This is a genomic window from Nonomuraea sp. NPDC003560, assembly GCF_042878785.1.
Classification (GTDB): Bacteria; Actinomycetota; Actinomycetes; order Streptosporangiales; family Streptosporangiaceae; genus Nonomuraea.
This window is the reverse complement of the sequence record NZ_JBIAOF010000016.1, coordinates 1-26,376: the sequence shown is the minus strand read 5'-3', so window position 1 is coordinate 26,376 and position 26,376 is coordinate 1. Positions and strand designations below refer to the sequence as shown.

The window sequence follows — 26,376 nt, the reverse complement described above, 5'->3', positions numbered from 1 at the left end:
GCAGACCCTACCCGGCGGAGGACGGCCGCGCGGTGCCGGATCCGGGGCGTCGCTCGCGGTGCCTGGCCAGCAGCTGCCCGCCGACGTCGACATAACCGGCGAACAACCCGATCACGTCCTGCAACCGCTCCTGCGCGGGCCCGGCGTTCACCAGGGCCTCGCCCTCGCGCAGGGCGGCGATCAGGGTCCTGGCCCGCGCCTGGCTGGCCTCCAGCAGCGACTCGATCCCCCCGGTGGCCTCCACCAGAAGCCGCCGGCTGCCGGGCTGCGGGATCACCCTGGCCAGCCCCCAGGAGCCGAGCTGCCGTACCGCGGTGCTCACCGCGCCCTTGCTCAGCTCCAGCTCGGCGGCGATGGTGTCGAGCGAGATCGGCTCCTCGGTGAGGAGCAGCAGCCCGTAGACGCGCCCGGTCGCGTGCGGCAGGTTCCACGAGGCCAGCAGGTCGCCCACCGAGGTGACGAACGTGTGCCGCGCGCTCATCGCCGCGCCCGCCCCGGCGCCGGGAGCGTGCACAGGAACGCGTCGATCGCCTCGTTGACCGCCTGCGGGTCGTCCTGGTTGGCGATGTGGCCCGCTCCGGGGACGACGACCTCCTCGACGCCTTCGGCGCGGGCCCAGCCGGGCATGGCCGAGGCGATGTCGCCGGTGGTGTCCCGCTCGCCGCGGATCAGGCACAGGGGGACCGGCGTGCGGTAGCCGGGGTCGGGGGAGAGGAACTCGACGGTGGCCCGCCACACCTGCACGAACTCCTTCTTCGGCACCTGGCCGAAGGCCCGCCGGGCGTCGTCCCTGGCGGCCCGGGTGGTCGCGGAGGCGTCGGCCATCAGCCGCGGAAGCCTTCTGGCGGGGATCATCGTCAGCATCGGCGCGGCCGCCCTCAGCAGCAGGCGGTCCCGCCAGGACAACGGCGCCGTGTTCGGCGTGGCGCCGATGACGACCAGGGCGCGGGCGAGGCCGGGATGCCGCCGCACGACGGCCTGGCTGAGGTTGCCGCCGAGGGACTGCCCCACGAGCACCGGCCGGTCCAGCGCCAGGTGCTCGACCAGCGCGCACAGGTCGGCGATCGCCTGCTCGGCGGTGAAGCGCCCGCCGGCCGGGCGGGAGAGGCCGTGGCCGCGCAGGTCCCAGGTGACCACGCGGTACCCCCGGGCCCGCAGGTGGCGGGCCTGGGCGTCGAACATCACGTGGTCGGCCCCGGCGCCGTGCGAGAACACCACCGGCACGCCGCCGCCCCCGCTGTCGGCGTAACGCAGGTCGCAACCCCGCAGGGAGAGGACGGACGGTAGATTCACCATATTCTGAATATAGCGAACGTCAGGCGGGGCGGGCGACGTACAGGATGCGGTCGTGGGCCTCCTCGTCGGCCGGGGCGCGCACCGAGGTGCCCACCAGTCCGTGCGCGGCCACCACGCGCAGCCCGGCCAGCTCGGCGGCCCGGCGTACCGTGCGGTCGGAGTGGTGGCGCTGCACGTGCCGCATCGACAGCCGCTGCCAGCCCGTGCCGACCCGTTCGAACAGGTCGAACTGGCTGATCACCATCTCGTCGGCCTCGATCCGCGGCGAGTGCGCGAACCAGGCCACGTATCGGTCACCGCGGTCGGCGACCACCGGGACGCCGAACGTGCGCCGGTAGTAGCCGATGGTGTTCAGGTCGAAGACCACCAGCCCGCCCGGGGCGAGCCGGTCGCGCGCCGCCGCCAGCGCCTGCCGCAGCCGGCCGGCGCTCGTCAGGTACGTCAGGGGCACGTCCACGCAGGCGACCACGTCGAAGCCGGACAGTTCCGGCGGAGGGCGCAGGAGTGATCCGACCAGGAACGGGATGCCGTCGGCGCCCGGCCGCCGCCGCGCGGCCGCCACCATCGCCGGGGACAGGTCGTAGCCGGTCACCGCGAATCCCCGCCTGCTGAAGGCCGTGCTGCTGCGGCCGGTGCCGCAACCGGCGTCCAGCAGCCGCCGCCCCCCGTTGCCGTGCCGCTCCACGGCCTCGGCGAAGCGGTCCACCAGCGCCTCGGTGTCCATCTGCGCGTTCAGCTCGTCGTAGCGGGCGGCGACGCCTTCGTAGGCCGCCAGGGTCTCCTCGACATGCGACATGCGTGCCTCCTGAACGGCCGGCGGGCCGGGTGACCGCGCCGGGCCCTCGGCCCGGCGCGGCCGCTCGGACTCGGTTACCAGATGTACCAGGCCTGCCGGTTGACCCGGCGGCCGGTGACGCGGCGCAGCAGCTTCCTCATGGGAGATCACCTCCTTCCTCGACGAACCGCTGGTGGTCAGGTCTGGCGTGGCGTGCGGCGCAGCTGGAAGGTCGGCGGCGTGATGATGCCCTCGACGTGCGGCCGCCCGGCGCCGCCACGCACCTCCAGGCGGGCGCCGTCGGTCAGGGCGGCCAGCAGGTCGGTGGCCAGCGCCTGGGCGACGCCCGCGCCGGCGCAGGTGAACGGGCCGCCGCCGAAGGGCAGGTAGGGGCCGCGCGGCTCGGGACCGTCCCAGCGGCCGGGGCGGAACGTGGTGGCTTGCGGCCAGTGCCGCTCGTCGCGGTGGAGCAGGTAGGGGCAGACGGACACGCTGTCGCCCGGCTCCAGCGGCACGCCGCCGACCTGGTGGGCCCTGCGTACCGGGCGGCCGAGCAGCCAGGCCACCGGCCACAGCCGCAGCGACTCGCGGACGGCCGACTCGGGCGGCACGGCGGCCAGGTCGACGCCGTGGGCCGCCGCCGACAGCAGCGCCCAGGCCACCGCGTGGCCCACCGGCGCGATCGAGGTGCGGAAGAGCAGCAGGTACACCTGCGCCACGTGCTCGTGGGGCGTCCCGGGCGGGGTGGCGCCCAGGACGGCGTCCAGCAGGTCGCCGGGCCGCGTCTCGCTTCCCGGTTCGCTCCGCCGGGCGCGGGCCTCGGCGGCGAGCGCCCGCACCACGCGGGCCCACAGGGCGCGCCGCGACAACCGCGCGAGCCGGCCGGCGGGACGGATCAGCACCTCGCGCCGCACGACGTACGCCATCAGCTCCCGCAGGGCGGGCGGGCTGTCCGGCCGCAGCAGGGCTTCGGCCAGGAATCGGTGCACGGCGGCCCGCCCGGCCGACGGCCACTCGCTGACCTCGCCCAGCTCCGCCACGACGGCGGGCAGCCGCTCGCGCCGGGCGGCCACGTGGGCGCGCAACGTCGTACGGGCCGCCCGGCCGATCGCCACCTGCGTCGCCCGCGGCCCGAGCAGCCCGCCGCCGACGTGGAAGAACCCGGACACGTCGTCGTAGTCGCCCGCCTCGTCGTGCAGGATGCGCAGGGCCTGCGCCGGGTCGGCCACGCACAGCGACCCGTCGTCGGGCAGGCGGAACACCGGCCCGCGCGCGGCCGCCGCCCGCTCCACGAACCCCAGCGGATCGCGGCGGTAGTGCCCCGCCGCGCCGCGCGGCCACGGCCGCCCCTGTCCGGGCACGACCCGATCCGGTTTCCCGACCGTCGTCATCCCACCTGCCCCATGCCATCCGTGAATCGGGTGTACACGCAGGCGGCGCAGGTGCGCCCCCCAGGAGAACGGTGCCGCACGGCCGCGACGGGCCGGGCGCCACGAAAACCAGGAACAGCGGCAGTGTATAGGCCGGGTCCCGGCACGCCGGTGGCCGAGTGATCAATGGGATCAGTGTGATCACATTGACCAATGTCACCGGCGTGCCGGGCCCGGGCGCTCTCAGGCGGCCTGGTCGCGCAGGCTGTTGATCAGGCCGGCTGCGGTGGGGGCGTCACGGCAGGACACCAGGAAGTCGGTGCCGTCGGCCAGGCGCAGGGCCAGCGCGGGCCCGGGCAGCAGCAACATGCCCGCCCCGGCGCCGTGCAGGGCCCCGTTCAGCAGCCACCGATCCGCCGGGACGTCGACCGCGTCGGCCCGGCGCACGCTGCCGACCGCGACCTCCCGGCTGATCGGGCCGAGCGCGACGGTCACCGCGCGCTCGTCGATGGCCAGCCGGTAGGAGCGCATCGGCAGCAGCACCACGGCGACGACCACGACGGCGGCCCCGGCCCAGCCCGCGGGGCCGACGGTGAGGACCAGCGCCGCCGTCATGGCCGCCCCGGTCAGCGTGAGAGCGGCCACGCCCAGGTCGACGGCCCGGATGACGCGGCGTTCCTGCCAGGAGACCTTCTCCTGGCCGCGCAGCGGCAGCCGGGGAGCGTCGGGGGCGGGGGCGCCGGTGGCCCGGCCGGCGGGGGTGCGGCGGCCGGCCAGCAGGAAGGCGGCGAACGCGCCGGCGAGCGTGGCCACGGGGACGAGCACGCCCATCACCGCCGGCGAGGGCGCAGCCGCCTGGGCCGCGGTGGGGGCGTCGAGTGCCGCGTGCAGGATGACCAGCAGGGACGTGGCCGGCGCGACGGCGATCGTGACGACCGCGACCAGGATCGCCGTCCGGATCGCATGGGCGCGCGAGGCCGGCGCGCGACCGGCCAGGACGAACCCGGCCAGCCCGGCCAGCCAGACGGCCGCCGGGACGCCGAGCAGCAGGGTGGACAACTGCTCGACCGTGACGGTGGAGCCGTGGGCCGCGCCGCTCCGGCCGGGTAACGCGGCGGGCAGCCGCTGACGCCAGGCGAGCACGGTCAGCACGGCGCCGCCCAGAACCGTCGCGGGCAGGGCGACCGCGCCCGTCAGCCATCGGACCTTACCGATCATGTGAATTCCTTCCCCACCAGCGACATCAGTTCGTCGCGGTTCAGGCCCGCGCGGCGGGCCACGGTGACAAGGTGCCGGACGGTCTGCACGAGCTGTGCCCGCTCGCGCGGGTTCGTCCTGGTGACGGTGGCGCCGCGGCCGGGACGCAGCTCGATCAGTCCTTCGTCGCGCAGGTCGGCGTAGGCGCGCAGCACGGTGTGCATGTTGACCTCCAGGGAGGAGGCCAGGTCGCGGCCGGAGGGCAGCCGGTCGCCGGGGGTCAGCAGCCCGTCGGCGATGCCGCGGCGGACGCATCCGGCGATCTGCTCGCTCAACGGCGTGCTGCTGCTCGGGTCGACGCGATAGAGCATGTTCTAATCCTGATAGAACAATGCGAGTTTCACAAGCCCGATCCGCCCGGCGCGCGCGGATCGGGGGAGAGGGCCTTCCCGGCTCAGATCCAGCCGAGCTTGGCGGCGCGGACGCCCGCCTGGAAGCGGCTGTCGGCGCCGAGCTGGGCGGTCAGCTCGGCCACGACCCTGGTCACCGTGCGGTTCGAGACGCCCAGGGCGCGGGCGATGGCGTCGTCCTTGGCGCCCGTGGCCAGCAGGCGCAGCACCGCCCGCTGCTGGTCGTTGAGCTCTTCGCCGTCGGCCGCCCTGGGCACGTCGCCCGGTTCGGAGGCGGTCATCCAGCAGTAGTCGAACAGCGCGGCGTAGGAGGCGACCAGCCCGCGTCCCTCGATGAGCATCGCACCCGCCATGAGGTCGCCGGGCATCACCTCGGCCACGGCCAGCTCGCGGTCCAGCATGATCAGCCGTACCGGGACGAACGGCATGGTGCGCACCTCGACCCCGCCCTCCAGCATGCCCTGGACGTGCTCGCGCATCGCCGGCTGGGCCAGCTGGCTCTGGGCGTGCATGATGCGCACCCGCACGCCGCGGGCCACCGCGCGCACGTCCTCGGCGCGGGAGTCCCGCAGCCGCTCCGGCTCCCAGGCGTGCGGCATGTGCATGCCCATGACCTCCTCGCGGGCCAGGTCCGTCGCCGCCCGCAGCTTCACCCGCAGGGCCTCCACGTTGGACCGGGGGAAGAACTCGACGCGGGCGTCCTGGGGGTCGCCGTCCAGGCGCAGGTAGTGCTCGGTGAGCTCCCTGGAGGCCGCCCGCTGCTCGGCGAGCATCCCGAGCAGCTCCTCGCCGCCGAGCAGCATGCGGTTGAGCGCCGCCATCGCGTCGACGGCGATCTCGGCGCCGGGGTTGAGCAGGCCGAGCCTGGTCAGCCGGTCGCGGGCCCGCTCGACCTCGGCGCCGCGCAATCCCAGCCCGGTGGCCGCCGCGCCGAACGACTCCCGATGCCGGCGCATCCGCGTGTACACCCGCCTGGCGGTGGCCTCGTCGCTCACGTCCCTCTCCTGTCCCCTTCCCGCCATGGCGGGAAGGGGAAGTCGTATCCGCTGTCGTCGCCGCTCTCCTTGCGGCAAGCTCAGAAAAGGGTACGGCGTGGTGAAACGGACCCCATACCCAACCCCTGTACGGCACTTCGGAGGACCTTATGATCACCCTTGTCCACAGCCTCGTCACCTACGGCATCCCCGACCTGAACACCGGGAGCTGCGCCACCTGCGTGGAGGCGGTGAAGCGGGAGCTGGCCCTGATCCCGGGGGTGGTGGGCGTGGACGTGAACCTGGCGGCCGGCCGGGTGAGCGTGCTCACCGAGGGCCCGGTCGAGGAGAGTTTCATCGTGGCGGCCATCGAGGACGCCGGCTGCGAGACCGACCGCCTGCCCGGCTGGCGTTCCTAGGGTGTGGGTGAGAACCCTGTCGCGTTGATCGCGCTGCACCGGGATGATCTCGGTGCAGCGCGTGGGGACTTGAGTGATGCGCGATTCGGGTGCCCGTCTGGGGGCCGGCCGTTCCCGCTTCCGCCCGGATCGGGTGCGGGCCGCGCCTACTCGAAGTCGATCTGGGCGGTCGGGTGTGCGGCGATGATCCGGTCGCGGACCGCCCCTGGGAACAGGTTGCCGTACAAGTTGGCCACCGCCAGATCGGGGAGCGTGTCGAAATCCGCCGGCAGGTCGTTGAGCTGATTGAACCTCAGGTCGACGATCCGCAGCCGACGAAACGTCCCGATCCCGGCGAAGTGCTCGGGCTTGAGCTTCAGGCGCTTGGTGTTCCGCTGCCACCGGCTGATCCGGAGCTCCTCCAGTCCGGGCAGCTCCATGGCGAACAGCTCCCGCAGGAAAACGTGCGACGGCAGGGGCGTGCCGGCGCGGCGGCTTTCTCCGCCGAAGCCGAGGACCCGCAGCGCGGGCAGGCGGCCGAGGTCGGGCAGCGGGTCGCGCAGCAGACCGAGGCTGTCGCCGAGGTCGAGCTCTTCGAGGCGGGTCAACCGCAGCAGGCTGTCGGGGACGGTGTCGAAGTAGTTGCCGCTCAGGTCGAGCCGGCGCAGGTTCGGGAAGGTGGTGACGGCCTCGGGGAAGGTCCGCAGGAAGTAATGGCTCCCGCCGGTCATGGACACCTCCTCGACGGCGGCCAGCCCGTGCGCGGAGTCGGGGAACACGACGTCGGTCCCGTCGGCGACCAGCTTGCGCAGCGCGACCAGGTCGCCGAAGGCGTCCGGCAGGACGAACCGCGTCACCTCCGGCAGGTTCCACTCCGACCCCGACTCCGTGTCGACGGAGACGGACAGGTAGGAGATGTCGAGTTCCTCCAGAGCGGTGAGCCGGCCGATGGCGGCCGGCAGGGTGAACTCGACCGTGTCCAGGTCCGGGTCCCGGTTGCCGGCGACGCACAGCACCCGGAGCGCGGCCAGGTCGCCGATCGATTCCGGCAGGGCGGTCAGCTCGCATTTGCGCACCGACAGGTGCTCCAGCCGGGTGAGCGTCCCGAGCGCCTCGGGCAGCTCGCCGATCGGGTTGCCGTCCAGGACCAGGGTACGAAGCCACGGCATCTGGAGCACCTCGGCGGGAAACTCCTTGAGGTTGCGACCGGTCAGGTCGAGGTGCTCCACCCGGTCGGCCCGGGCCCGGGACACGTCGGCTTCGGCCGACTCGGCCGCCGTCCGGGCTCCGGGCCGCAGGACCGGCAGCCCGGCCCGCAGCCGATCCAGGAACGCATCGATGTCCAGACAGCGGTGCTCCGCGTCGACGACCTCGGGCACGAACGCCTCGACGATTCCCGGCTTGGTGTAGTCGGCGTTCTTGGCGTCGCCGAAGTTGTCCACCCAGCGCCCGCCGACGGCGTGCACGTCCATGGCGTGATCGAAGTCGATCACCCAAGGGGTCTCGACGGTCCCGGTCCGTAGCCGGCCGTGGTTGTAACAGCCGTGGACGAGGTGCGTGAAGGCGCCGTCGTGGATGTAGATCTCGCAGTCGCCGGCCTCCAGGGTCTCGGCCTCGGTGCGACCGCCGACGTAGAGTCCGGGCTGGTCCTCATAGAGCGCGATCGGGCCGTTGACCGTCAGATCGCCGGTGATCACGATCAGCTCGACGTCGTCCTCGTCGTCCCCGCTTCGCAGGGCATTGGCGGCGTCCAGGAAGTCCCCGTCGACCGCGAGATCGCCGTCGAAGAACAGCACGCTGTCATGGTCGGACGACTCTCCTTCACTCTCGAACGCGGCGGACAACGCGCCGCTCAGACGGGCGTCGGCGTCGGCGTAGGACAGGGAGGCGGGGGTGGCGGATGTCGACATGGCGACGAGCATAGGTCCGCGCTGTGACAGCCCTACGGGAAAGTCCAGCTCCGTCGTGAGGCCGCCGGCGGGGGCGGCCCGTCCGGACCGTTCAGGGCGGGCCGCGCCGGCCGGTCAGGGGGCGGCCACGACGGACTGCCTCTGGCGGCCCAGGCCGTCGATGCCGAGCTCCATCCGGTCGCCCGGCCGCAGGTAGACGGGCGGGTCGAAGCCCATGCCGACGCCCGCGGGCGTGCCGGTGTTGATCAGGTCGCCGGGTTCGAGCGCCATGAACCGGCTCAGGTAACGCACGACGAAGACGGGGTCGAACAACATGTGGGCCGTCGAGCCGGTCTGACGGCGCCGCCCGTTGACGTCGAGCCACATGCCCAGGCCGGACACCTCGCCCAGCTCGTCCGGCGTGACCAGCCAGGGGCCGCACGGGTTGAACGTCGGGGCCGACTTGCCCTTGACCCACTGGCCGCCGTGGCGCAGCTGGAAGTCGCGCTCGCTGACGTCGTTGACCAGCACGTACCCCGCGATCGCGGCGCGCGCCTCCTCGTCGCTCTCCAGGTAGTGGGCCCGCGCGCCGATCACGACGCCGAGCTCCACCTCCCAGTCGGTGGCCGAGGAGCCGCGCGGGATGTGCACGTCGTCGTCGGGCCCGACCAGCGTGTTCGGCGCCTTGGTGAACACGATCGGCTCGGCCGGCGGCTCCTGGCCCGACTCGGCGGCGTGGTCGGCGTAGTTGAGGCCGACGCACAGGATCTGGTGCGGACGGGCGATCGGCGCGCCGACGCGTTCACCGGCGAAGCGGCGGGCCGCGCCGGCGGCCACCCGGTCGGCGACGGTCGCGGCGAGCCCGTCCAGGCCGGCGGCGAAGAAGGAGCCGTCGAAGTCGGCGACCACGTCGGACACGTCGATGTAGGTCTCGTCGTCGATCGCGACGACCGGACGTTCGGCGCCGGCGGCGCCGATGCGCATGAGTCTCATGGGGAGGTCCAGATTCTGCTGTGGGGGCGGATCAGAGCTGCGCGCCGGCCGGGACGGTGACGGTCTTCCCGGACTGGATGGACTCGTAGGCGGCCTCGACGACGCGCATGGCGTACACGGTGTCGCCGGAGTCGATCAGCGGCGGGCGTCCCTCCACCAGGGCGCGCACGTAGTCGGTGACCTCGGTGATGACGGACTCGTAGTGCCAGCCGCCGGGGTGCCAGGCGTCGGGGCCGAAGGGCACGCCGGCGACCGCCTCGCCCTGGTAGTCGTGCTGGCCGCGGAAGATCTTGACCACCGGGTCGGACATCTGGTCCACCAGGATGCCCCCTTCGGTGCCGTAGAGCTCCAGGCGCTCGCTGTGGGGGACCTCCGACACGGAGGTGAAGCCGCACGAGAAGTGGGCGCCGCTGCGCATGCGGCCGTACACCTCGGCGGTGTCCTCGATCTCGTTGTCGAGCGGGAACACCTTCCTGGAGACGCCGGTCAGCTCCTCGAACTCGCCGAGCAGCCACTTGAGCAGGTAGAACGAGTGCGCGCCGGTGTCCATGACCAGGCCGCCGCCGAGCTTGTACTGGGTCCGCCAGTAGCCGGGCATCGACAGGTGGGCCTTCTCGTTGGAGCGCAGGTACGTCCTGGCGTGGATGACCTCGTCGATGGCGCCCTCGCTCAGCAGCCGGTGCACGGCCTGGTAGGCCGCGATGTACCGGCTGTTCTCCGCGACCATGAAGTGCACGCCGGCCTCGGCCGCCCGGCGCTGGATGGCCACCGACTGCTCGTACGTCGGCGCGACGGGCTTCTCCAGGATCAGGTGCTTGCCGGCGTCCAGCACCGCCATCGCGGCGTCGTGGTGCAGGTGGTGGGGGAGGATCAGGTCCACCACGTCGACCCGCGGGTCCTCGATCAGGTTCTGGAGGCCGGTGTAGGTCTTGGCGCCGAACTCGGCGGTGAAGGCCGACGCCGCCCCGGGGTCGACGTCGCAGCCGGCCACGAGATCGACCACGTCGGACATGCGCTGGTAGGCCGCCGCGTGCGTCTTCGAGATCAGCCCGAGACCCGCGATGCCGACGCCCGGCTTCGACACTGACATGTGATTCTCCTGTAGAGATGTGACGAATGGATGGTTGGTGGGCGCCGGGCCTCAGCCCTTGAGGGAGCCGGCGAGCACGTCGGCGCCGTACCGGCGCTGGAGGAGGTAGTAGACGATCATCACCGGCAGCGCGACCATGATCGCGGCGGCGCAGGTGATCTGGTAGTTGCTGCCGTACTGCAGGCCGACGAAGAAGTTGAGCGCGGCGGGCACCATGCGCAGCTCCGGCTGGGAGATCATCACGACCGCGAGCAGCAGGTTGTTCCAGGTCCAGATGAACAGGATGGTGGCCAGGGCGAAGATCGGCGAGCTGGCCGTGGGCACGACCACCCGCCACAGCGTCTGCCACCGGTTCGACCCGTCCGTCCGCGCAGCCTCCAGCAGCTCGCGGGGGAAGGACGTGAAGAACGACGTCATCCAGTACGTGCCGAAGGCCATCGAGCCGCCGATGCACGGCAGCATCATCGACCAGTAGGTGTCGATGAGGTCGTAGGCCCTGAACTGGTAGTAGAGCGGGATGACGGTCGCCTCGTACGGCACGATCAGCCCGAGCACGAACAGCGGGAACAGCAGCGACGAGCCGCGGAACCGCATCGTCCCGAACGCGTAGCCGGTCAGGATCGAGAAGAAGACCGACACGCTCACCACCACCCCGGACAGCAGGACGCTGTTGAGCAGCGAGCGCCCGATGCCGGCGTCCGGGTTGTCCCAGGCGCTGACGAAGCTGTCCAGGGACCACCGGCTCGGCCAGGCCAGCCCGCTCACGGACGCGTCCGGCGGGTTGAAGGCGACGAGCGTCGTGGAGATGAAGGGGTAGATCGCGAAGGCCGCGAACAGGAGCAGGACCACGTAGGACATGGTGTTGCTGCGGCGGGAGACCATCGTGTCATTCCGATCTGACGAGCCGGTTGACCAGGCCGACGCCGATGAAGATGACCAGGGTGAGGAGCACGGCGATGGCCGCTCCCGGACCGATCTGCCCGTTGACGAAGACGTCGCGGTACATCATCAGCGACGGCGTGGTGGTGGCGTAGCCGGGGCCGCCCTGCGTCGCCATCAGGGGCAGGTCGAAGATGCGCAGGGACAGGGTGAGGATCATCACCAGCGACACGCGCAGCTCGTGGCGGATGCCGGGCAGGGTCACGGTGAAGAACTCGCGCACCGGTCCGGCGCCGTCGATGCGCGCGGCCTCGTACAGCTCCTTCGGGATGTGCTGCGTGCCGGACAGCAGCATGACCACGACGAAGCCGAACGTCGCCCACAACGCGACGACGCCCAGGGCGGGCAGCGCCAGGCCGGCGTCGCCGAGGAACGGCCGCACCAGGTCGGCGCCGAAGACGGTCTTGATGATCGCGTTGAGCGAGCCGTCCAGCGAGTAGAGCCAGCGCCAGGCGATCGCGACGACCGCCAGGGCGATCGTGTACGGCAGGAAGAACACGAACCGGAAGAAGCTCAGCCCGCGGATCCTGGTCCGCGCGATGATGCCGACGAGCAGCAGGGCGAGCGTCACCGGCAGCACGCAGCCGAAGACGACGAAGACGAGCGAGACCCGCAACGAGGTCCAGGTGTTCGGATCGGTCAGCACCTGGAGGTAGTTGTCGAGCCCGACCCACGTCTGCGGCGAGAGCCCGTCCCATTCGAGGAACGACAGGCGGACCGTGTCGGCGATGGGCACGAGGACGAACAGCGCGTAGAAGATGAATCCGGGCAGGATGAGCGATCCGGCCGATGCACTGCTCGGCGCTGGGGAAGGCCTACCTGTCGGCCCTCGATCCCGAGGCCCTCGACACCCACCTGGCCCGCCTGTCCTACGCGGGCGGCACGGAGAACGCCGCCAAGGGCCCCATCGAGTTGCGGCGCCGGGTGGAGGAGTCCCGCGAGGCCCGCTACGCGGTCGACCGGGACGAGACCTTCGACGGCGTCCGGTGCGTCGCGGTGCCGGTGCGGATCCGCGGCTCCCTGATCGGCGCGGCCGGCATCTCCGGCCCGTCCAGCCGCCTGTCCGACGCGCGGATCCCGCAGCTCGGGCAGTACCTGGCCGCGTCCATGTCGGGGTTGTGAGCCCCAACGGGCGCGGCCGGGCGCGCCGCGCGGCCGTCGCCCACTCTGGACGGTCGTAAGGCTGTAAACCGTATTTCTCACTACGATGTCCGGATGCTTCGTGCTCCCCTCGCGGTCGAAGGTGCGGCCTCGCCGAATGCCGGGCGGCTCGCCTGGCTGGACGCGTTACGCGGGCTCGCCGCGATGGTGGTGGTCTTCGAGCACGCGCTCGAACCGCTGTGGCCGGAGGCGCGGGCGCAGATCAAGGCCGTCTTCGATCCCGGCTGGTTCGGCGTGCTGGTGTTCTTCCTGGTCAGCGGCTACATCGTGCCCGCGTCACTGGAACGCCGGGGCAGTGTGCGGGCCTTCTGGATCTCGCGGTTCTTCCGGTTGTGGCCGCTGTTCGCCGTGTGCGTGGCCGGCATGCTGCTGCTCGCCGCGCTCGGCTGGGACGACCTGCACGTCTGGTGGGACACCCGGCCGCTGGCCATGGCCCTGGCCCACGCCGGCATGCTGCAGAACCTGCTGTACGCGCCGAACGTGGCCAACGTGCTGTGGACGCTGTCCTACGAGATGGCCTTCTACCTCCTGCTGACCGCGATGTTCGCCCTCGGCGTGCACCGGCGCAGCACGGCCGCCGCGCTCGGGTTCGCGGCGGCCGCCGTGCTCGGCGCCGGGCTGCTGCCGGTGACGCTGCTGTCGGCGGGCGGCGCGGGCCGGATGCTCACGGTCGTGGTCGTGGTGACCGTCGTGCTGGGCGCCGGGCTGGCCGCCGTCCTGCGCGGCGGCAGGCGCGTCCGGCAGGCGGGCGCCGTGGCCGTCGCGGGCACGGTCCTGCTGCTGCTGGCGGTCAACCAGAGCTACCCCGGGCCCTGGCAGGGGCTGTTCATCCTGGCGACCATGTTCGCCGGCACCGTGCTCTACCGCGTCGAGGCCGGCCTGCTCGGTCACCGGCATCTCGTCTGGGTGGCGCTGATCCCGCTGGCGGGGTTGTGGCCGGCGCGCGCCGAGCTCGGGACGCAGGTGGCGACCGTGGCGGCCTGGCTGACCTTCGCCGTCGCGATGACGCTGCGCCGCCGCGCGATGCCGTCGTGGCTGACCTGGCTGGGGCTGGTGTCGTACTCGATCTACCTGCTGCACCCGCTGCTGCTGGAGAGCGTCGAGTTCTTCCTGCCGGAGCCGTCGGGCGTGCCGCTCGCGGCGCGACTGACGCTCCTGGCCGCGGTGTGCGCGGCGCTGCTCGGTCTGTGCGCGCTGACGTGGCGGTGGGTGGAGGCGCCGGCGCAGCGGCTGGGCAGACGCCTGATCCGCCGGGCCGAGCCCGCCCCTCAGAAGCGGTAGTGCTGGACGGCGGTGCCCTTGCGGGACAGGGACGTGCTCCAGGAAGTGAGCCGGCTCGCCAGCCGGGTCGTCCACGGGTAGCGGGCGACCTCGGGCTCGCGGGTCAGGAAGATCTCGCGCACCAGCTTCAGCCGGGGCTCCAGGCGTTCGATGTCCTGCGGCGTGTCGAATCCGGGCGACTTCAGGAAGGGCGCGACGGATTGGGTGCCGGGGTACTTCCTGGCCGCCCACACGTGGAACCTCGTGTAGCCGTTGAAGCAGATCTCGCCCGCGGGGAAGTGGCGGATGAGCCGGTCGAGGAGGCCGGCCAGCTCCTCCCGTGACAGGAACCCGATCAGGCCGTCGGCGACGATCACGGCAGGACGGTCGGAGGGCACCCCGTCCAGCCAGCCGGGGTCGTTGAGGTCGCGGCCGATGACGTGGGCGTGCGGACGCTCCGGCAGCAGCAGGCGCCGGGCCTCGGCCACGCCGGGCAGGTCGACGTCGTACCAGTCGACGGTGGGGGGCGGGTCGACGCGGTGGACGCGGGTGTCGAGCCCGGCGCCCAGGTCGAGCCCGACCGCGTCGGGACGGCCGGCGACGAACCGCCGCACGATGTCGTCCATGACCAGGGACCGGTGGGCGATGCCCACGACCGGGCTGGCGGAGAGCTTGAACCGGGCGGTGTCGAGGTCGAGCTTCGCGGCCAGGTCGTAGGCCGTCCGGTCGCGCAGGATCGGGTGCTCGGCCCGGTAGTCGAGCGCCTTGCCGGCCAGGGTGAGCCAGAGCGTGTTCTCCAGCGGGGTGAGGTCGGGGAGGGGGATGGTCATCGTGTCAGTCCTCTTCCTGGGGTGAGTCGTCGAGGGCGGCCCGGGCCGCCTTGAGGGCGGCGTCGTCGGTGAACAGCCCGTGGGTGTAGAGCTCCAGCGTGGGCAGCGCGAGGCGGCGCAGCACGTCGGGCCCGAACTGCTCGTGGCCCAGCGCGCGCGCCAGCGACGGCGGCATGGTCAGCGTGGCCACGCTGTTGAGCACGGTCAGCACCGCCAGCGCCCGCACGTCGGAGGTCGGCCGCATCGAGCCGTCGGCGATCCCGGCCCGCAGGACCTGCTCCGACTCCTCCACCAGCGTCTCGACGAACGTGGCCGCGGCCGGTGTGTCCTCCTCGATCGCGCGCAGCATGTACCGCACCTGGAGGCGGTACTCCTCCGGGTTGGACAGGTACTCGCGGAAGAGGTCCTGCATGCCGCTCGGGCGGGCGCCGCCGGCCCGCCGGACCAGGATGCCCAGGACGTGCTCGTCGCAGGCGCTCCGGAGCTTCTCCTTGCTGCCGAAGTGGTGGATGACCAGGGCGGGGCTCACCCCGGCGGTCGCCGCCACGGCGCGCAGGTTGGTCTTGCCGAAGCCGTCACGGGCGAAGTGCGCGATGGCCGCGTTGCGGATCTTGGCCTGAGCGGTCAGGTCTGAACACATGTTCAGTAGACTAAACACATGTTCAGCCCCTGGCAAGTGGCACGGGAAAGCCCCGTGCCGGAGACGGCACGGGGCTCGGGGCGTGCGCCGGACCTAGTTCCGGCGGGTGAGCACCCACTGCCAGGTCTCCTCGCCGCCGCGGTCGCGGCTGCCGGTGAGCTGGATCATCCGCTCGCCGTCGGCGCTCGCCAGCGCAAGGCCGTTGTCGAACTCGTTCTTGCACGCGCCCGCGCAGCCCAGCACCACCACGTTCTCGTTGTCGGCCCAGGCCAGGTGCTGCAGCACCAGCTGCCGGCCGGGCACCGACGGCGGCAGGTCGCGGTCCAGCGTCAGCCTGCCGTCGGGCGAGACCTTCGACCAGCCCGAGTAGTCGATGTACCGGTCGCCGGCCGGGCCGTCCCGGCGGGCGCCGTCGAGGCCGAGCCACAACCTGTCGGGCATGGTGTCGGTGGGCTCCCAGAGCATGGACCCGTCCAGGCTCCAGCCGAGGTCCTGGCGCGCGTTCATGTTCCCGGGGCTGCCGTCGCGGTCCAGCGACGGCAGCGGGTGGTAGGCGGCCTGGCCGGTGGCGACGTCGATGACGTAGAAGCCGATCCTGGGCTGGACGAACTCCTCGACGGTGTAGGAGTCCTTGCCCATCTGCTTCCGGCTCTGCTCCGGATACTGCGAGTACGCCGTGGCCAGCACCCTGGTGCCGTCCGGCGACCAGACCAGCGAGCCGACGTCGTGCTCCAGGTCGATCCAGGCGAGGGCCTGCCGGGTGTTCATGTCGACGATCCCCACCCGCCTGCCGATCCGCTCGCCCTGGAGCACCGCCGCGAGCTGGAGCCCCGGCGCCACGTCCAGCCAGGCCCACGGCGTCTTCTCGTAGCCGTCGGAGCGGGGGTCGTACAGGTGCCAGGTGCGCCGCACGCGCTCGCCGCCGCCGGGCGTCTTCTCCAGCCAGGTGGTGAAGTAGGCGGAGACGGCCACGTCCCCCGCCGCCACGAACCTCTTCGGCGGCGCGTTCTCGACGTCGGCCCGCACGTCCGTGGACGTCACCGAGGGACGCACGGGCACGGGGACCCCGTTCGCCGGGCGCACCGTCGTGCTCCGGCCGTGCAGCCCGACGGCCAGCACCGCCACGACGACGGCCATCCCGGCGGCCAGCACCACCGCCATGACCGGCGGCCGGGCACGCCGCCGTAGCGCCCGGTCGGCCAGGTCGTGCGGCAGCCGCACCTCGTCGGCCCACTCCTCCATGGTGTCGCGAAGCAGCCGGTTCATGTGGTGACCTCCAGTTCCGCAGCCAGTTCCGGGGCGATCTGCCGCAGCCGGGCGAGCGACCGGAACGTGGTGCTCCGCACCGTGCCGACCGAGCAGGACAGCATGGCGGCGATCCGGTCCTCCGGCAGGTCCTCGAAGTAGCGCAGCACCAGCACGGCGCGCTGCCTCGGGGTGAGCCGGGCCAGGGCGGCGCGCAGCACCATGCGCAGGTCGCTCTGGTGCGTGCCGTCGGCCCCCGGCCGGTCGGGCGGCTCGGCCTGGACCACCTCGCCGCGCCGCCCGATCGCGCGCCACCAGTTCACCTGCTGCCGGTACATGATCTGCCGGACGTACGCCTCGGGGGCGTCCACCTGCCGCCACCGGGCCGCCAGCTTGGCCAGCGCGGCCTGCACGAGATCCTCGGCCGCGTGCTGGTCGCCGCCGCTGAGCATGAACCCGAGCCGCATCAGGGCAGGAGAGCGCGCAGAGACGAACTCGCGGAAGCCTTGCTCGTCCGCAGGGTCCACGACCACCTCCAAACGTGTGAATGACACCCCTGAGACGCGCGCGGGGCACTCCCGCTATGCCTGTCCGGCCGGACGATTCTGCGGCCGGCCCCCGGTCAGCGGCCGGCCGCCTTCAGGTCGATCACCACCTGGGTGCCCTGCGCCGTCCGGAACCAGACCACGCCCTCCTGGGTGTGCAGCGTGGGCGGGGCCTTGTCGCCCCTGCGCGTCGGCACGGGGAACAGCCGGCCGGTGCGCTTGGCGGCGACGTCGTGCAGGGCCAGAACCTTGCCGCCGGCGTCCTTCTGGTTGAGCAGGACGAAGCGGCCGGAGATGAGCGTGCCCATGGCGGTCCCGGGCAGGTCGCGGCGGTCCGTCCCGTCGCGTCGCCAGGCCGTCGTCCCGTTGAGGCACCACACCTGGGCGCAGTCGGTCCACGACGAGCGCTTGTTGGCCGCGTCGGCGTTCCTGGACCGGCCGGTGATCACGTTCTTCAGGTGCTCCAGAGGCCGCGCGACGGGATGGTCGACCGTCCGGTCGTGCGCCGGCCAGCCGGCCCAGGGCCACTCGACCAGGTAGAAGCCCCTCGTCCCGTTGATCAGGGACACGTTCCCGCCCTTGAGCGGGGCCCGGTAGACGCCGCCGTCGGCGGGCGACCACACGGCCATGCCGCCGGCGATGGCCAGCTTCTTGAGCCCGCTGTAGGCGTTGTCGCTGGACAGCACGGCCCGCAGCGCCGCGATCCGCTGCGGGACGCCCCCGGTGACGGGCACCGCCCAGATCTCCGACCGGTCGTCCCGGAACGCCGACCAGGCCAGGTGGCCGTCGCCGAAGACCAGCGGCTCGTTGTTGACCATGACGTCCTGCAGCGGCGCGACCTGGGTGAACGCGCGCTTGTCGAGGTCGTACGACCAGATGCCGTCGAGCCGGTTGTCAGTGAGCCCCCGGCCGGCCACCACCCGGTCGGAGACGAACACGTCCGGCACGAAGACCCGGCCGCCGGGGCCGGTCGCCGGGATCTCGTGCACCGCGCCCGGCCACACCTGCTCGACCGGCGGCGACAGGCGGCCGGCGGCCGCCGGCGGGGCCGCGGCGGACGGCGGCGCGGAGCCGATCGTCCGGGTCCCCAGGACGGTGACGCCCACCACGGCGGCGGTCGCGGTCGCCACCGCCACCGGCGCCCACCACCACCGGGCCGCCGTCGCTCTCCGGCGCGGCGACGGCGCGACCCGCGGCCGCCCGTCGTCCTGAACCGTCTCGGCCCTGGCCGCCATGGCGTCCCTGAGCCGGTCCTCGATCGTGGTCATGCCCGGCCTCCCAGCTCGCGCTCAAGCCGCTCCAGGGCTCTGGAGACGGTGGACCGTACCGTGCTCTGCCGCAGGCGCGTCGCCTCGGCGATGTCGGCGTCGGACAGGTCGAGGTAGTAACGCAGGACGAGAACCTCGCGCTGCCGCCGGGGCAACCGGCCGAGCGCCGCGAGCATCTCCTGTCGCGACTCGCCCAGCAGCGCGATCGTCTCGGCCGAGTCCACCGGGTCGTCGCGCCGCCGCAGGATCGCCCTGGCGGCGACACTCCGCCTGCGCAGCAGCGAGCGCGAGGCGTTCAGCACGCAGACCCGCACGTACGCCAGGGTGAGGGTCGCCGGGCTCCGGCCGGGCAACCTGGAGAAGACGTCCTGGACGACGTCCTCCGCGCTCTCCCGGTCGCCCACGAGCAGCAGGGCCAGGCGGACGAGGGCGAGCCGGTGCTCCCGGTACAGGCCGGCCACCGCGTCGGCGGCGCCGGCCGGCGGCGGGGACGCGCGAGCGACGATATCGACATTCATGCACAGGGAACGCGCACCTGCCCCGATCCGCTGCGTGCCGGGCACGCCTTCGTTCAGGCCGGGGCGGAGCGGCCCGGCAGGTACGGCCCGACCAGCTCGGCGAGCCCGGCGGACTGGCGGCGTCCCTCCAGGTACACCCGCCCCCACCGGCTCCGGTCGCCGAGGTCCGGCCCGAACGCCTCCAGCGCCGCCTGGTCGGGCAGGATCCGCAGGCCCCGCTCGACCGCCGGGCCCGGGAACAGGTGCCCGAGCGGCTCGACGAGGACGATCGCGCCCGCGCCCGCGGCGAGGTGCACGTTGGACCCGCCGCCGAGCGCGCCGTCCATGTACCGGCGTGCGCCGATGGTGATCGGGACGGCGTGGCCGGGGGCGGCGCTGCTGGCGGCGACGGCGGCGGGCAGCGGGACGCCGCTGTCGCCGCTCCAGACCACCGGCTCGCCGCTGACGGCGTCCACGGCGGTGATCAGCAGCGGGCGGCCGGGCCAGGAGCCGGTGCCGACGAGCCGGCGCATGGCGGTCAGATGGTCCTCCTCCGGCAGCGCGTCCGCCTCCAGGGCGAGCGCGCCGGCCTGGCGCAGCGCCTCGCGCGGGTCGGCGCCGGGCGCGTTGAGGATCTGCAGGACGCGCGGCATCACGGTCGGGTCCCCGCGCCGCCGGTCCGGGGGCGCGGGCGGCAGGTCGGCGAGCTCGTCCAGGTCGCGTCCGGCGGCCAGGGCGGCGGCGGCGATCGCGCCCGCCGAGGTGCCGACGAGCAGATCGGCGTCCGCGAGCTCCACGCCCGCCGCGCGCAGGCCCGCCGCCAGGCCGAGCAGCCAGGCCGTGCCCACCGGACCGCCCGGCCCCAGGACGACGGCGACGTCGGCGGTGCTCGCTGTGAAGATCATGCCCCGATGCTACAAGGCGGCGTCCGGCACGGGTCGTGCCGATTGTCCGGACCGGTGCGGGGGACTGCCGGACAATCGGCCGGTCACCGAGACTGGGACCCCGCCGACGCTGTGACCTGCGTGTTCCCGCTCAGGCCGGAACAGGGTGACGGGCGGCGGCCCCGGGTTGTGCACTGGATCCCGTGCCCGGCCGGAGAACACGCATCGGACTGACGAGAGGCGACGGCATGACCAAGACGACACTCGGACTGGCCTCGATCGGCCTGCTGGCCGCGACCGGACTCGCCCTGGCCGCCGGCCCGGCCGCCGCGAAGGACGACTACTACCCCGGCGCGGGCGGGATCGCCCCCATGAGCGAGGACTTCTACCCCGGCGCGGGCGGGTGAGTGCCGGGCCGGTCTTGCGGTCCGGGCCTTGAGGGAGGCCAGGCCCGCGCGGCCACGGGGGCCGCGGGCCTGGTGGGCGGGGGCATGAGCGGCCCCGCCTGGCTCCGCGAGGCCGGCTTCCACTCCTGGACCAGGAGCCCGAGCAGCACCTGGTCCAGGAACTCGCCCATCACCCACGCGGAGGAGCGCAGCACGCCCTCGCGGACGAAGCCGTTGCGCTCGGCCGCGCGCAGCATCGCGACGTTGTCGGCCAGCGTCTCGATCTGCAACCGCTGCAGGCCGCGCAGGACGAAGCCGTAATGGCACAGCACCGCGACCACGTCGGTGCCGTAACCCTTGCCGCGGCAGGACGGCAGCAGCCCCAGCCCGATGTGCGCGGACCGGTGGTGGGTGTCGATGCCCCACAGCGTCGCCGCGCCGACGAGCGCGCCGCCGTCGAGGTCCACCACGGAGAACGGGACGACCGCCTCCACGGTGTCGTCCACCACGAGCCGCGAGTCCGTGGTGCCGGGCGTGACCGGCCGCCACGGACGGTTTCCGGCCCGCGAGGAGTAGACCGGGTCGTCGTAGAGCTCGGCCCGCAGGATCGGGATGTCGTCCTCGTGGCGGGCCCGGAGCCCGACCTTGCCGCCCTTAAGCACCCCAGCTTCCTATCCGTCCGGATCGGGCGGCCGCAAACGATTTTGCGCGGGCGGTCAGGCGTCCGGGTCGCACCAGCCGCGGCGCGCCGCCAGCAGGCCGGCCTGGAAGCGGGTGCGGGCGCCGAGCCGGTCCATCAGCTCGCTGACCCTGCGATGCACCGTGCGCAGGCTCACCCCGAGCTGACGGGCGACCGCCTCGTCCTTGAGCCCGGCCGCGAGCAGCGTGAACAGCTCGGGGTCCGGCAGGTCCGCCGGGCGGGAGCGCGCGTCGTAGAGCGGGAGCGGCAGCGCCGCCCGCCACAGGACCTCGAACAGGGCGACCAGCGCGTCGAGCAGCGACGAGGAGTGCACGATGACCGCGCTGCCGGAGTGGGCCGAGGCGTCGGCGTTCAGCGGCAGGATGGCGGTCCTGCGATCGGCGATGGCCAGCTTCATCGGCACCTCGGGGCTCACCCTGGCCTGCTCCCCGGCCGCCGCCGACTCCTGGGCGAGACGGAGCTTGCCGGGGATCTCCAGGGCCGAGGCGTCGTAGATGCCGCGCACCACGAGGCCGTGCGCGAGGCGTTCCATCTCGGGCGCGTTCTGCTGGGACGGATCCTGGGCGTACGGGGGCCGGTCGAGGACCAGGAGCTCCTCGGTCGCGGTCTGCTGCAACTGGGTGAACCGCTGCACCACGGCCGCCTGCCCCTGGACGACCTCCACCAGCTCCTCGGGAGCCAGGTTCTCCGTCCGCGGCGTCTCGGCCAGCAGCGCGAGCGCGGCCAGCCTGGCCTGGGCCAGCCCCTCCTCGCGGCGGGAGATGAGGGCGGCCACCGCCACGTCGGGCCTGGTCGGCACGTACCGGACCGGGCGGCCGGCCATGCGGCTGACCAGGCCGAGCGCCTCCAGCCGGGAGCACGCCCGGCGCAGGGCCACGGTGGTGCGGCCGGTGTGCGCGGCCAGCTCGGGCAGCGTGGTGCGCGGCCGGCGCAGCAGGGTGCGGTAGATCTGCTCGTCCTCGGCGTCCACGCCGACGGCGGCGAGGGCGTTGTCGTCCGCGTTCATGATCGAACAGTTTGACAGATACCTGCCATGGCGTGAACCAGCCGCGGGCAGACCTAGCCTGAGCATCGCATCCACCGATAGGAACGAACGCGTACCAGATTCCTGTCGGGGAGGCAGTGTTGAAGAAGGCGTTCACCATCGGGCTCGCGACCGCGCTGACGGTCTTGTCCGCCGCCACGCCCGCCATGGCGAGGACCTCCAGCGAGGGTTTCGACGGCTCGGGCTGGAGCCGGCCGGTCTGCCAGACGGTCGCCGGTGACGGCTCTGTGACGTACGCGTGGAACGACGGCAAGAAGATCGCGTCCACCAGCGAGGTGCTCGGCCCGGTCGTCTACACCACCGGGCTGGTCGCGCTCGACCGCCCGAACCAGTTGCTGGCCATGTCCAACAGGCGGTTGCTGGCCTCCAAGGACGCGGGCTGCACCTGGAGCGCGGCCGGCGAGGTCAAGGGCTCCTTCGTCGAGCTGGTCGCCGCCCAGGGCGGCCGGGCCTACGCCTGGGACCGCGACGGCAACCTGGCGCTCGCCACGCCCGAGGGCGTCACGCCGCTCACCGGGCCGGGCGGCGACCTGATCGGGATCGGCGTGGACCGGGGCGACGGCGACCGCCTGCGGGCGTCCGACCTGCTGGGCCAGCTGCACGAGTCGCGGGACGGCGGGCGCACCTGGCAGCCCGTCGGGGTGCCGGCCTGGTCACCGAGCGACACCCGCATGTCCTACACGGCGGTGTTCGACCCGCACGACCTGGACCACGTGGTGCTCGGCGCCTCCGACACCGGCGCCCGCGTCACCTTCGACGGCGGCCGCACCTGGACCTCGGCCGCGGGGCTGGCCGGGGACGGCGACCGGGTCAACGTGTTCAGCGCCGCGATCTCCCCGGCCGCCGGGAACGTCGTGTGGGCGATGGGGCTCAACCTGGCGGAGCTGGAGGCCGGCGTGCCGTCCGGCGGCCGGCACATCTACCGCTCGGACGACGGCGGCCGGAACTTCACCCCCGCCGTGGACCAGGACGCGGTGGTGACGATCCCCAACGGGCCGCTGCTCGCCCCGCACCCGAAGGACGCCGACGTCCTCTACTTCGACTTCGGGACCGGCTGGTCGGCGATCGGCACGGACATCTACAAGTACGAGTCCCGCAAGGACCGCGTCACCGTCAACCACAACGCCTACGACCGGGTCACCTCGATCGCCTTCAACCCCGCGTACCCGAGCGTGATGTACCTGGGGGTCTCCGAAGAGGCGTAGCGGCCGTCCCCGCCCCTCGCGTCCCATGGTGGTTCCGCGCCATGGGACGCGAGGGCGGCGTCACTCCGCCTGCCGGGCCGCCGGCTGGAGGGCGGGCGCCACGTTGCCGCCGGAGACGATCGCCACCACCGGCCCGTCGGGCAGAAGCGCCTGATGGGCCAGGTAGGCGGCGGTGGTCACGGCCCCGCTTGGCTCGGCGCGCTCGCCCAGCCGGTCCCACAGCAGGTCGGCGGCGGCGTCGATGTCGTCCTCGCGGACGGTCAGCATGTCGTCGACGTGCCGCCGGATGTGCTCCCAGGCCAGCTCGCCGAGGACGGGGCCGCGCAACCCGTCGGCCCGGGTGCGGTAGGTCAGCTCCACCGGCCAGGCCGTCCGGGTGCCGCTGCGGAAGCTGGCCGCGCCGTCGGCGGCGAGCTCGGGCTCGACGCCGATCACGGTGATCGCGGGGTCGGCGGCCTTGGCCGCCACCGCGACGCCGGCCAGCAGACCGCCGTTGCAGACGGGCACCAGGATCGTGCCCGCCTCCGGCAGGTCCAGGACGATCTCCGCCCCGGCGCTGCCGTGCCCGGCGATCACGTCGAAGTCGTCGGAACGCACGACGGTCGCCCCGAGATGGTCGGCCAGCGCCAGGCAGGTGATCTCGCGCAGCGCCGGCGGCACGATGACCACCTCGGCGCCGAGCCCGCGGGCCGCCTCCACCTTGAGCTCCGGCGCGGTGTCGGGCAGGACGACGGTGGCCCGCACCCCGTGTTCGGCGGCGGCGTAGGCGATGGCCTGGGCGTGGTTGCCCGAGGACTGGGCCACGACGTGCGTGATGCCCCGACCGGCCAGCCGGCCCACGGCGTTGGCCGCGCCGCGCACCTTGAAGGAGCGGGTGGGCTGCCGGTTCTCCGGCTTGAGCCAGAGGCGTTCGCCGGGCAGTCGCAGCAGCGGCGTGCGCCGGACGAACGGGGCGATGCGGGCCGCGGCGGCCCGCACGTCGGACGCGGATACCAAGATCATCCGTTCAGCACCTTCTCCTGGATCGCGTTCAGGTCGGCGGCTGCCTCCGAGGGCGGCGCCGCGTCGGGAATGAGGTCCTCGATGTGGTGCAGCGGCCGGTGACGCAGCCCGAGCAGACCCCAGATCACCAGCAGGACGCCGCTGGCCAGCAGCACCGCCGCGGCGCCGCCGCCCGGCCGGGAGGTCAGCGGCTCCGCCCATTCGGCCAGCGGCCCGGCCGACAGGAAGCCCAGCGGCTGCATGGCCGTGGCCAGCATGACGTTCACCGCCAGCACCCGGCCCTGCAGGTCCGGCCCCACCTTGGTCTGGATGATCGACAGCCAGTGCGCGTTGCCGATGCTCATGCAGGCCAGCCGGACGAACAGGCCCACCGCGACCAGCCCCACGACCGGCCACGCGCCCATCAGCACGACACCGATCCCGGACCCGATCACGAAGGCGATCATGCCGGTCGCCCGGCGGCGGCTGCCGCCCCACACCAGGATCACGCCCGTGCCCACCGCCACGCCGAGACCGCCGGCGGCCGTCACCACGCCCAGGTCGGCCGAGCTGCCGATGGACAACACGATCGGGGTGATGAGCACCCACATCAGCGCGGTGCAGAAGTTGACCACCGCGAAGAAGACCGCCATCACCAGCAGCGGCCGCCGCCGGCGGATGAAGCGCCATCCGCCGCTCAGCGCCGCCCGGAAGCTCTCCTCCCGCCGGTGGAAGAGCCGGTTCGGGAACCGGACCGCGAGCAGCGTCCCCACGCCGATCGCGAAGGTGGCCACGTCGATGGAGATCACCGCCGACAGCCCGAACAGGCCGATCAGCGCCCCGCCCGCCAGCGGGGCCACCACGTTGCCCGCGCCGAACCCCAGGTTGGCCATGGCGTTGGCCTGCGGCAGGTACGGCTTGGGCACCAGCTGCGCGATCGCGGCCAGGTAGGCAGGCTGATGGAACGCCGTGACCATCGAGGTGACGGCGACGATGAGACAGACGTTCCACAACTCCAGCCGGCCGGTCGCCATCAGCAGCACCAGCGCCCCCATCGCCAGCCCGGACAGGGCGTCGCAGGCGAGCATGATCCGCCGCCGGTCCACCCGGTCGGCCAGCGCGCCGCCCAGCGGGGTGAGCAGCACGGCCGGGATCTGCGCCAGCATCGTGACCAGCGCGAGGTCCAGGATCTCGCCGCTGCGCTGGTAGGCCCAGATGCCCAGCGCGAAGGCGCTGAGCGCGTTGCCCACCGCCGACGCGAACTGCCCGCCGGCGACGGTGTAGAAGGAGCGCAGGCCGGTCCGGTCAGGCGGGCGCACGGGATCCGGGAGCTCACCGTCCGACCAGCGCCGTAGCTGGCCGAACACCAGCGCGGCCAGCGGCTCGGCCTGATGGCGCAGGAAGTAGTGACCGGCCCTGGGCAGCACGGCGTGCCCCACCCTCGACGCGAAGGCGCCCCATTCGGCGTAGCGCTCCTCGTGCAGCTGGGTGGCCCGGTCCCGCTCGCCCACCAGGCACAGGATCGGCGCCGCCAGCCGCGGGCCGTCGGCGGCCAGCTCCCGGGTGAACCACTCCTGCGCCTGCGTGGAGTCGTGGCGCATGGCGCGCACCGCGGTCGCCTTGGCGGCCTCGTCCATGTCGTCGAGCAGGCCGCCCGACGCCCGCAGCGCGTCGCGGAACAGCCGGTCGGAGACCAGGCGGTCGCCGCGGAACAGCTTCCTGGCCAGGCCGGGCAGCCGTGCGGCCGGGAAGCTGGCGGCGGCGATCACGCCCAGCACGGGCACGCCGTCGGCCTCCAGCTTCCGCGCGAGCGCGACGGCGGGCGCGGAGCCCACGCAGTGGCCGTAGATCGCGACCGGGCCGGACGCGGTCGCCGCCACTTCGGCGGCCAGCACGTCCACCAGCTCCGCCAGCGGCAGCGGCAGCTCGTCGGGTCTGGCGGGGTCGTGGCCGGGCAGCTCGGCCGAGAGCACCTCGACCCGGTCGCCCAGCGCCTGGGCCAGCGGCTGGTAGACCGCCGCGGAACCGCCGCCGTACGGCACGCACACCAGCGTGAATTCACTGGCTCGGCCGCCGCCCAGGCGGTGCAGCAGCCCGCCGCCGTCCTCCTGGCCGAGGAAGGCGGCCAGCTGGGCGACGGTGGGCCGGGTGAACAGGTCGATCACGCGCAGCCCGCGGCCGATCTCCTTGACCGCGCGGACGGCGGCGAAGGAGTCGCCGCCGAGGGCGAAGAAGTCGTCGCCCGCGCCGACCCGCTCCACGCCGAGCACCCGGGCGAAGGCCCCGGCGACCAGCTCCTCGTTCGGCGTCGAGGGCGCCGCGTACGCGGCCTGCTCGGCCACCGGCTCGGGCAGGGCCGCCCGGTCGATCTTCCCGTTCGGGTTGAGCGGAAGCCGGT

Annotated in this window: 28 protein-coding genes; 5 read left to right on the top strand and 23 right to left on the bottom strand. The window is 73.2% G+C overall.

Annotated features, from left to right (window positions below; genetic code table 11):
• Positions 1–7: 7 nt before the first annotated feature.
• From ACFYUV_RS44490 to ACFYUV_RS44460, 7 genes are all read right to left on the bottom strand, one after another.
• Positions 8–481 (bottom strand): GbsR/MarR family transcriptional regulator, encoded by a 474-nt coding sequence (locus ACFYUV_RS44490; protein WP_387680440.1) that lies wholly within the window; start codon positions 479–481, stop codon positions 8–10.
• Positions 478–1,296 carry an alpha/beta fold hydrolase gene (locus ACFYUV_RS44485; protein WP_387680438.1) on the bottom strand — a complete coding sequence of 273 codons (819 nt, stop codon included), beginning with the start codon at positions 1,294–1,296 and terminating at the stop codon, positions 478–480. Before ACFYUV_RS44485 ends, ACFYUV_RS44490 begins: the two co-directional genes overlap by 4 nt.
• Positions 1,297–1,315: 19 nt before the next feature.
• A complete protein-coding gene (locus ACFYUV_RS44480; RefSeq protein WP_387680435.1) occupies positions 1,316–2,092 on the bottom strand; it encodes a class I SAM-dependent DNA methyltransferase in 777 nt (258 codons plus the stop codon).
• A gap of 176 nt (positions 2,093–2,268) precedes the next feature.
• Entirely contained in the window at positions 2,269–3,462 is a 1,194-nt protein-coding gene (locus ACFYUV_RS44475) for a cytochrome P450 (RefSeq protein ID WP_387680432.1), read from the bottom strand.
• A gap of 222 nt (positions 3,463–3,684) precedes the next feature.
• Positions 3,685–4,659, bottom strand: a complete 975-nt coding sequence (locus tag ACFYUV_RS44470; RefSeq protein WP_387680428.1) for a hypothetical protein — start codon at positions 4,657–4,659, stop codon at positions 3,685–3,687.
• Positions 4,656–5,009 (bottom strand): GntR family transcriptional regulator, encoded by a 354-nt coding sequence (locus ACFYUV_RS44465; RefSeq protein WP_352360048.1) that lies wholly within the window; start codon positions 5,007–5,009, stop codon positions 4,656–4,658. The genes ACFYUV_RS44470 and ACFYUV_RS44465 overlap by 4 nt, the downstream gene beginning before the upstream one ends.
• Before the next feature lie 83 nt (positions 5,010–5,092).
• Positions 5,093–6,043 (bottom strand): LuxR C-terminal-related transcriptional regulator, encoded by a 951-nt coding sequence (locus ACFYUV_RS44460; RefSeq protein WP_387680425.1) that lies wholly within the window; start codon positions 6,041–6,043, stop codon positions 5,093–5,095.
• Between the two features lie 149 nt (positions 6,044–6,192).
• Here ACFYUV_RS44460 and ACFYUV_RS44455 point away from each other — a divergent pair, with 149 nt between their 5' ends.
• The gene (locus ACFYUV_RS44455) at positions 6,193–6,441 is read left to right on the top strand and encodes a heavy metal-associated domain-containing protein (protein WP_352360044.1); all 249 of its coding nucleotides are present in this window, start codon (positions 6,193–6,195) and stop codon (positions 6,439–6,441) included.
• A 146-nt stretch (positions 6,442–6,587) separates the two neighbouring features.
• Here the strand turns inward: ACFYUV_RS44455 and ACFYUV_RS44450 are convergent, their stop codons facing one another.
• The 5 genes from ACFYUV_RS44450 to ACFYUV_RS44430 form a co-directional block, all read right to left on the bottom strand.
• Positions 6,588–8,330 carry a leucine-rich repeat domain-containing protein gene (locus tag ACFYUV_RS44450; RefSeq protein ID WP_387680422.1) on the bottom strand — a complete coding sequence of 581 codons (1,743 nt, stop codon included), beginning with the start codon at positions 8,328–8,330 and terminating at the stop codon, positions 6,588–6,590.
• A gap of 114 nt (positions 8,331–8,444) precedes the next feature.
• The gene (locus ACFYUV_RS44445) at positions 8,445–9,302 is read right to left on the bottom strand and encodes a fumarylacetoacetate hydrolase family protein (RefSeq protein ID WP_387680419.1); all 858 of its coding nucleotides are present in this window, start codon (positions 9,300–9,302) and stop codon (positions 8,445–8,447) included.
• A gap of 31 nt (positions 9,303–9,333) precedes the next feature.
• On the bottom strand, positions 9,334–10,392 hold the full coding sequence (locus tag ACFYUV_RS44440) for a Gfo/Idh/MocA family protein (protein WP_387680416.1): 1,059 nt from the start codon (positions 10,390–10,392) through the stop codon (positions 9,334–9,336).
• A 51-nt stretch (positions 10,393–10,443) separates the two neighbouring features.
• On the bottom strand, positions 10,444–11,274 hold the full coding sequence (locus ACFYUV_RS44435) for a carbohydrate ABC transporter permease (RefSeq protein WP_387655910.1): 831 nt from the start codon (positions 11,272–11,274) through the stop codon (positions 10,444–10,446).
• Between the two features lie 4 nt (positions 11,275–11,278).
• The gene (locus ACFYUV_RS44430; protein WP_387680413.1) at positions 11,279–12,067 is read right to left on the bottom strand and encodes a carbohydrate ABC transporter permease; all 789 of its coding nucleotides are present in this window, start codon (positions 12,065–12,067) and stop codon (positions 11,279–11,281) included.
• A gap of 53 nt (positions 12,068–12,120) precedes the next feature.
• Between ACFYUV_RS44430 and ACFYUV_RS44425 the strand changes: the two genes are divergently transcribed.
• Entirely contained in the window at positions 12,121–12,453 is a 333-nt protein-coding gene (locus ACFYUV_RS44425) for an IclR family transcriptional regulator C-terminal domain-containing protein (protein ID WP_387680410.1), read from the top strand.
• Positions 12,454–12,546: 93 nt separating this feature from the next.
• Complete coding sequence (locus ACFYUV_RS44420; RefSeq protein ID WP_387680407.1) at positions 12,547–13,773, top strand: acyltransferase family protein; 1,227 nt, start codon at positions 12,547–12,549, stop codon at positions 13,771–13,773.
• Here ACFYUV_RS44420 and ACFYUV_RS44415 read toward each other — a convergent pair.
• The 7 genes from ACFYUV_RS44415 to ACFYUV_RS44385 form a co-directional block, all read right to left on the bottom strand.
• The gene (locus tag ACFYUV_RS44415; protein ID WP_387680404.1) at positions 13,761–14,582 is read right to left on the bottom strand and encodes a class I SAM-dependent methyltransferase; all 822 of its coding nucleotides are present in this window, start codon (positions 14,580–14,582) and stop codon (positions 13,761–13,763) included. The two genes, ACFYUV_RS44420 and ACFYUV_RS44415, sit on opposite strands and share 13 nt — an antisense overlap.
• A 4-nt stretch (positions 14,583–14,586) precedes the next feature.
• Positions 14,587–15,222 carry a TetR family transcriptional regulator gene (locus ACFYUV_RS44410; protein ID WP_387680401.1) on the bottom strand — a complete coding sequence of 212 codons (636 nt, stop codon included), beginning with the start codon at positions 15,220–15,222 and terminating at the stop codon, positions 14,587–14,589.
• A 93-nt stretch (positions 15,223–15,315) separates the two neighbouring features.
• Positions 15,316–16,488 (bottom strand): hypothetical protein, encoded by a 1,173-nt coding sequence (locus tag ACFYUV_RS44405; RefSeq protein WP_387680398.1) that lies wholly within the window; start codon positions 16,486–16,488, stop codon positions 15,316–15,318.
• On the bottom strand, positions 16,485–16,994 hold the full coding sequence (locus tag ACFYUV_RS44400) for a SigE family RNA polymerase sigma factor (RefSeq protein ID WP_364341428.1): 510 nt from the start codon (positions 16,992–16,994) through the stop codon (positions 16,485–16,487). The genes ACFYUV_RS44405 and ACFYUV_RS44400 overlap by 4 nt, the downstream gene beginning before the upstream one ends.
• A 95-nt stretch (positions 16,995–17,089) precedes the next feature.
• On the bottom strand, positions 17,090–18,280 hold the full coding sequence (locus ACFYUV_RS44395) for a hypothetical protein (RefSeq protein WP_387680395.1): 1,191 nt from the start codon (positions 18,278–18,280) through the stop codon (positions 17,090–17,092).
• Positions 18,277–18,798, bottom strand: a complete 522-nt coding sequence (locus tag ACFYUV_RS44390; protein WP_387680392.1) for an RNA polymerase sigma factor — start codon at positions 18,796–18,798, stop codon at positions 18,277–18,279. The genes ACFYUV_RS44395 and ACFYUV_RS44390 overlap by 4 nt, the downstream gene beginning before the upstream one ends.
• Before the next feature lie 53 nt (positions 18,799–18,851).
• A complete protein-coding gene (locus ACFYUV_RS44385) occupies positions 18,852–19,682 on the bottom strand; it encodes a patatin-like phospholipase family protein (protein WP_387680389.1) in 831 nt (276 codons plus the stop codon).
• A 227-nt stretch (positions 19,683–19,909) separates the two neighbouring features.
• Between ACFYUV_RS44385 and ACFYUV_RS44380 the strand changes: the two genes are divergently transcribed.
• Positions 19,910–20,068 (top strand): hypothetical protein, encoded by a 159-nt coding sequence (locus ACFYUV_RS44380; protein WP_387680386.1) that lies wholly within the window; start codon positions 19,910–19,912, stop codon positions 20,066–20,068.
• On the opposite strand, the gene ACFYUV_RS44375 is transcribed toward ACFYUV_RS44380, so the two are convergent.
• Both ACFYUV_RS44375 and ACFYUV_RS44370 read right to left on the bottom strand, forming a co-directional pair.
• Positions 20,047–20,709 (bottom strand): GNAT family N-acetyltransferase, encoded by a 663-nt coding sequence (locus tag ACFYUV_RS44375; RefSeq protein WP_387680383.1) that lies wholly within the window; start codon positions 20,707–20,709, stop codon positions 20,047–20,049. The genes ACFYUV_RS44380 and ACFYUV_RS44375 overlap by 22 nt on opposite strands.
• A 54-nt stretch (positions 20,710–20,763) precedes the next feature.
• The gene (locus tag ACFYUV_RS44370) at positions 20,764–21,753 is read right to left on the bottom strand and encodes a LuxR C-terminal-related transcriptional regulator (protein ID WP_358297283.1); all 990 of its coding nucleotides are present in this window, start codon (positions 21,751–21,753) and stop codon (positions 20,764–20,766) included.
• Positions 21,754–21,872: 119 nt separating this feature from the next.
• On the opposite strand from ACFYUV_RS44370, the gene ACFYUV_RS44365 reads away from it, so the two are divergent.
• Complete coding sequence (locus tag ACFYUV_RS44365; protein WP_387680380.1) at positions 21,873–22,997, top strand: WD40/YVTN/BNR-like repeat-containing protein; 1,125 nt, start codon at positions 21,873–21,875, stop codon at positions 22,995–22,997.
• A 60-nt stretch (positions 22,998–23,057) separates the two neighbouring features.
• Here ACFYUV_RS44365 and ACFYUV_RS44360 read toward each other — a convergent pair whose 3' ends face one another.
• Together ACFYUV_RS44360 and ACFYUV_RS44355 are read right to left on the bottom strand one after the other, a co-directional pair.
• Positions 23,058–23,999, bottom strand: coding sequence for a threonine/serine dehydratase (locus tag ACFYUV_RS44360; protein ID WP_387680377.1), 942 nt, complete (start codon positions 23,997–23,999; stop codon positions 23,058–23,060).
• A partial coding sequence (locus ACFYUV_RS44355) for an MFS transporter (protein ID WP_387680374.1) occupies positions 23,996–26,376 on the bottom strand: 2,381 nt, incomplete at its 5' end. The genes ACFYUV_RS44355 and ACFYUV_RS44360, both read right to left, overlap by 4 nt.

What these genes read in the sequence shown, in the direction of transcription:
- ACFYUV_RS44370 (WP_358297283.1), bottom strand. Translation starts at nt 21,753, where the DNA reads ATGAACGCGGACGACAACGCCCTCGCCGCCGTCGGCGTGGACGCCGAG.
- ACFYUV_RS44390 (WP_387680392.1), bottom strand. Translation starts at nt 18,798, where the DNA reads ATGAATGTCGATATCGTCGCTCGCGCGTCCCCGCCGCCGGCCGGCGCC.
- ACFYUV_RS44455 (WP_352360044.1), top strand. Translation starts at nt 6,193, where the DNA reads ATGATCACCCTTGTCCACAGCCTCGTCACCTACGGCATCCCCGACCTG.
- ACFYUV_RS44385 (WP_387680389.1), bottom strand. Translation starts at nt 19,682, where the DNA reads ATGATCTTCACAGCGAGCACCGCCGACGTCGCCGTCGTCCTGGGGCCG.
- ACFYUV_RS44380 (WP_387680386.1), top strand. Translation starts at nt 19,910, where the DNA reads ATGACCAAGACGACACTCGGACTGGCCTCGATCGGCCTGCTGGCCGCG.
- ACFYUV_RS44490 (WP_387680440.1), bottom strand. Translation starts at nt 481, where the DNA reads ATGAGCGCGCGGCACACGTTCGTCACCTCGGTGGGCGACCTGCTGGCC.
- ACFYUV_RS44435 (WP_387655910.1), bottom strand. Translation starts at nt 11,274, where the DNA reads ATGGTCTCCCGCCGCAGCAACACCATGTCCTACGTGGTCCTGCTCCTG.
- ACFYUV_RS44415 (WP_387680404.1), bottom strand. Translation starts at nt 14,582, where the DNA reads ATGACCATCCCCCTCCCCGACCTCACCCCGCTGGAGAACACGCTCTGG.
- ACFYUV_RS44485 (WP_387680438.1), bottom strand. Translation starts at nt 1,296, where the DNA reads ATGGTGAATCTACCGTCCGTCCTCTCCCTGCGGGGTTGCGACCTGCGT.
- ACFYUV_RS44450 (WP_387680422.1), bottom strand. Translation starts at nt 8,330, where the DNA reads ATGTCGACATCCGCCACCCCCGCCTCCCTGTCCTACGCCGACGCCGAC.
- ACFYUV_RS44475 (WP_387680432.1), bottom strand. Translation starts at nt 3,462, where the DNA reads ATGACGACGGTCGGGAAACCGGATCGGGTCGTGCCCGGACAGGGGCGG.
- ACFYUV_RS44395 (WP_387680395.1), bottom strand. Translation starts at nt 18,280, where the DNA reads ATGACCACGATCGAGGACCGGCTCAGGGACGCCATGGCGGCCAGGGCC.
- ACFYUV_RS44410 (WP_387680401.1), bottom strand. Translation starts at nt 15,222, where the DNA reads ATGTGTTCAGACCTGACCGCTCAGGCCAAGATCCGCAACGCGGCCATC.
- ACFYUV_RS44465 (WP_352360048.1), bottom strand. Translation starts at nt 5,009, where the DNA reads ATGCTCTATCGCGTCGACCCGAGCAGCAGCACGCCGTTGAGCGAGCAG.
- ACFYUV_RS44405 (WP_387680398.1), bottom strand. Translation starts at nt 16,488, where the DNA reads ATGAACCGGCTGCTTCGCGACACCATGGAGGAGTGGGCCGACGAGGTG.
- ACFYUV_RS44440 (WP_387680416.1), bottom strand. Translation starts at nt 10,392, where the DNA reads ATGTCAGTGTCGAAGCCGGGCGTCGGCATCGCGGGTCTCGGGCTGATC.
- ACFYUV_RS44425 (WP_387680410.1), top strand. Translation starts at nt 12,121, where the DNA reads ATGCACTGCTCGGCGCTGGGGAAGGCCTACCTGTCGGCCCTCGATCCC.
- ACFYUV_RS44420 (WP_387680407.1), top strand. Translation starts at nt 12,547, where the DNA reads ATGCTTCGTGCTCCCCTCGCGGTCGAAGGTGCGGCCTCGCCGAATGCC.
- ACFYUV_RS44445 (WP_387680419.1), bottom strand. Translation starts at nt 9,302, where the DNA reads ATGAGACTCATGCGCATCGGCGCCGCCGGCGCCGAACGTCCGGTCGTC.
- ACFYUV_RS44480 (WP_387680435.1), bottom strand. Translation starts at nt 2,092, where the DNA reads ATGTCGCATGTCGAGGAGACCCTGGCGGCCTACGAAGGCGTCGCCGCC.
- ACFYUV_RS44470 (WP_387680428.1), bottom strand. Translation starts at nt 4,659, where the DNA reads ATGATCGGTAAGGTCCGATGGCTGACGGGCGCGGTCGCCCTGCCCGCG.
- ACFYUV_RS44360 (WP_387680377.1), bottom strand. Translation starts at nt 23,999, where the DNA reads ATGATCTTGGTATCCGCGTCCGACGTGCGGGCCGCCGCGGCCCGCATC.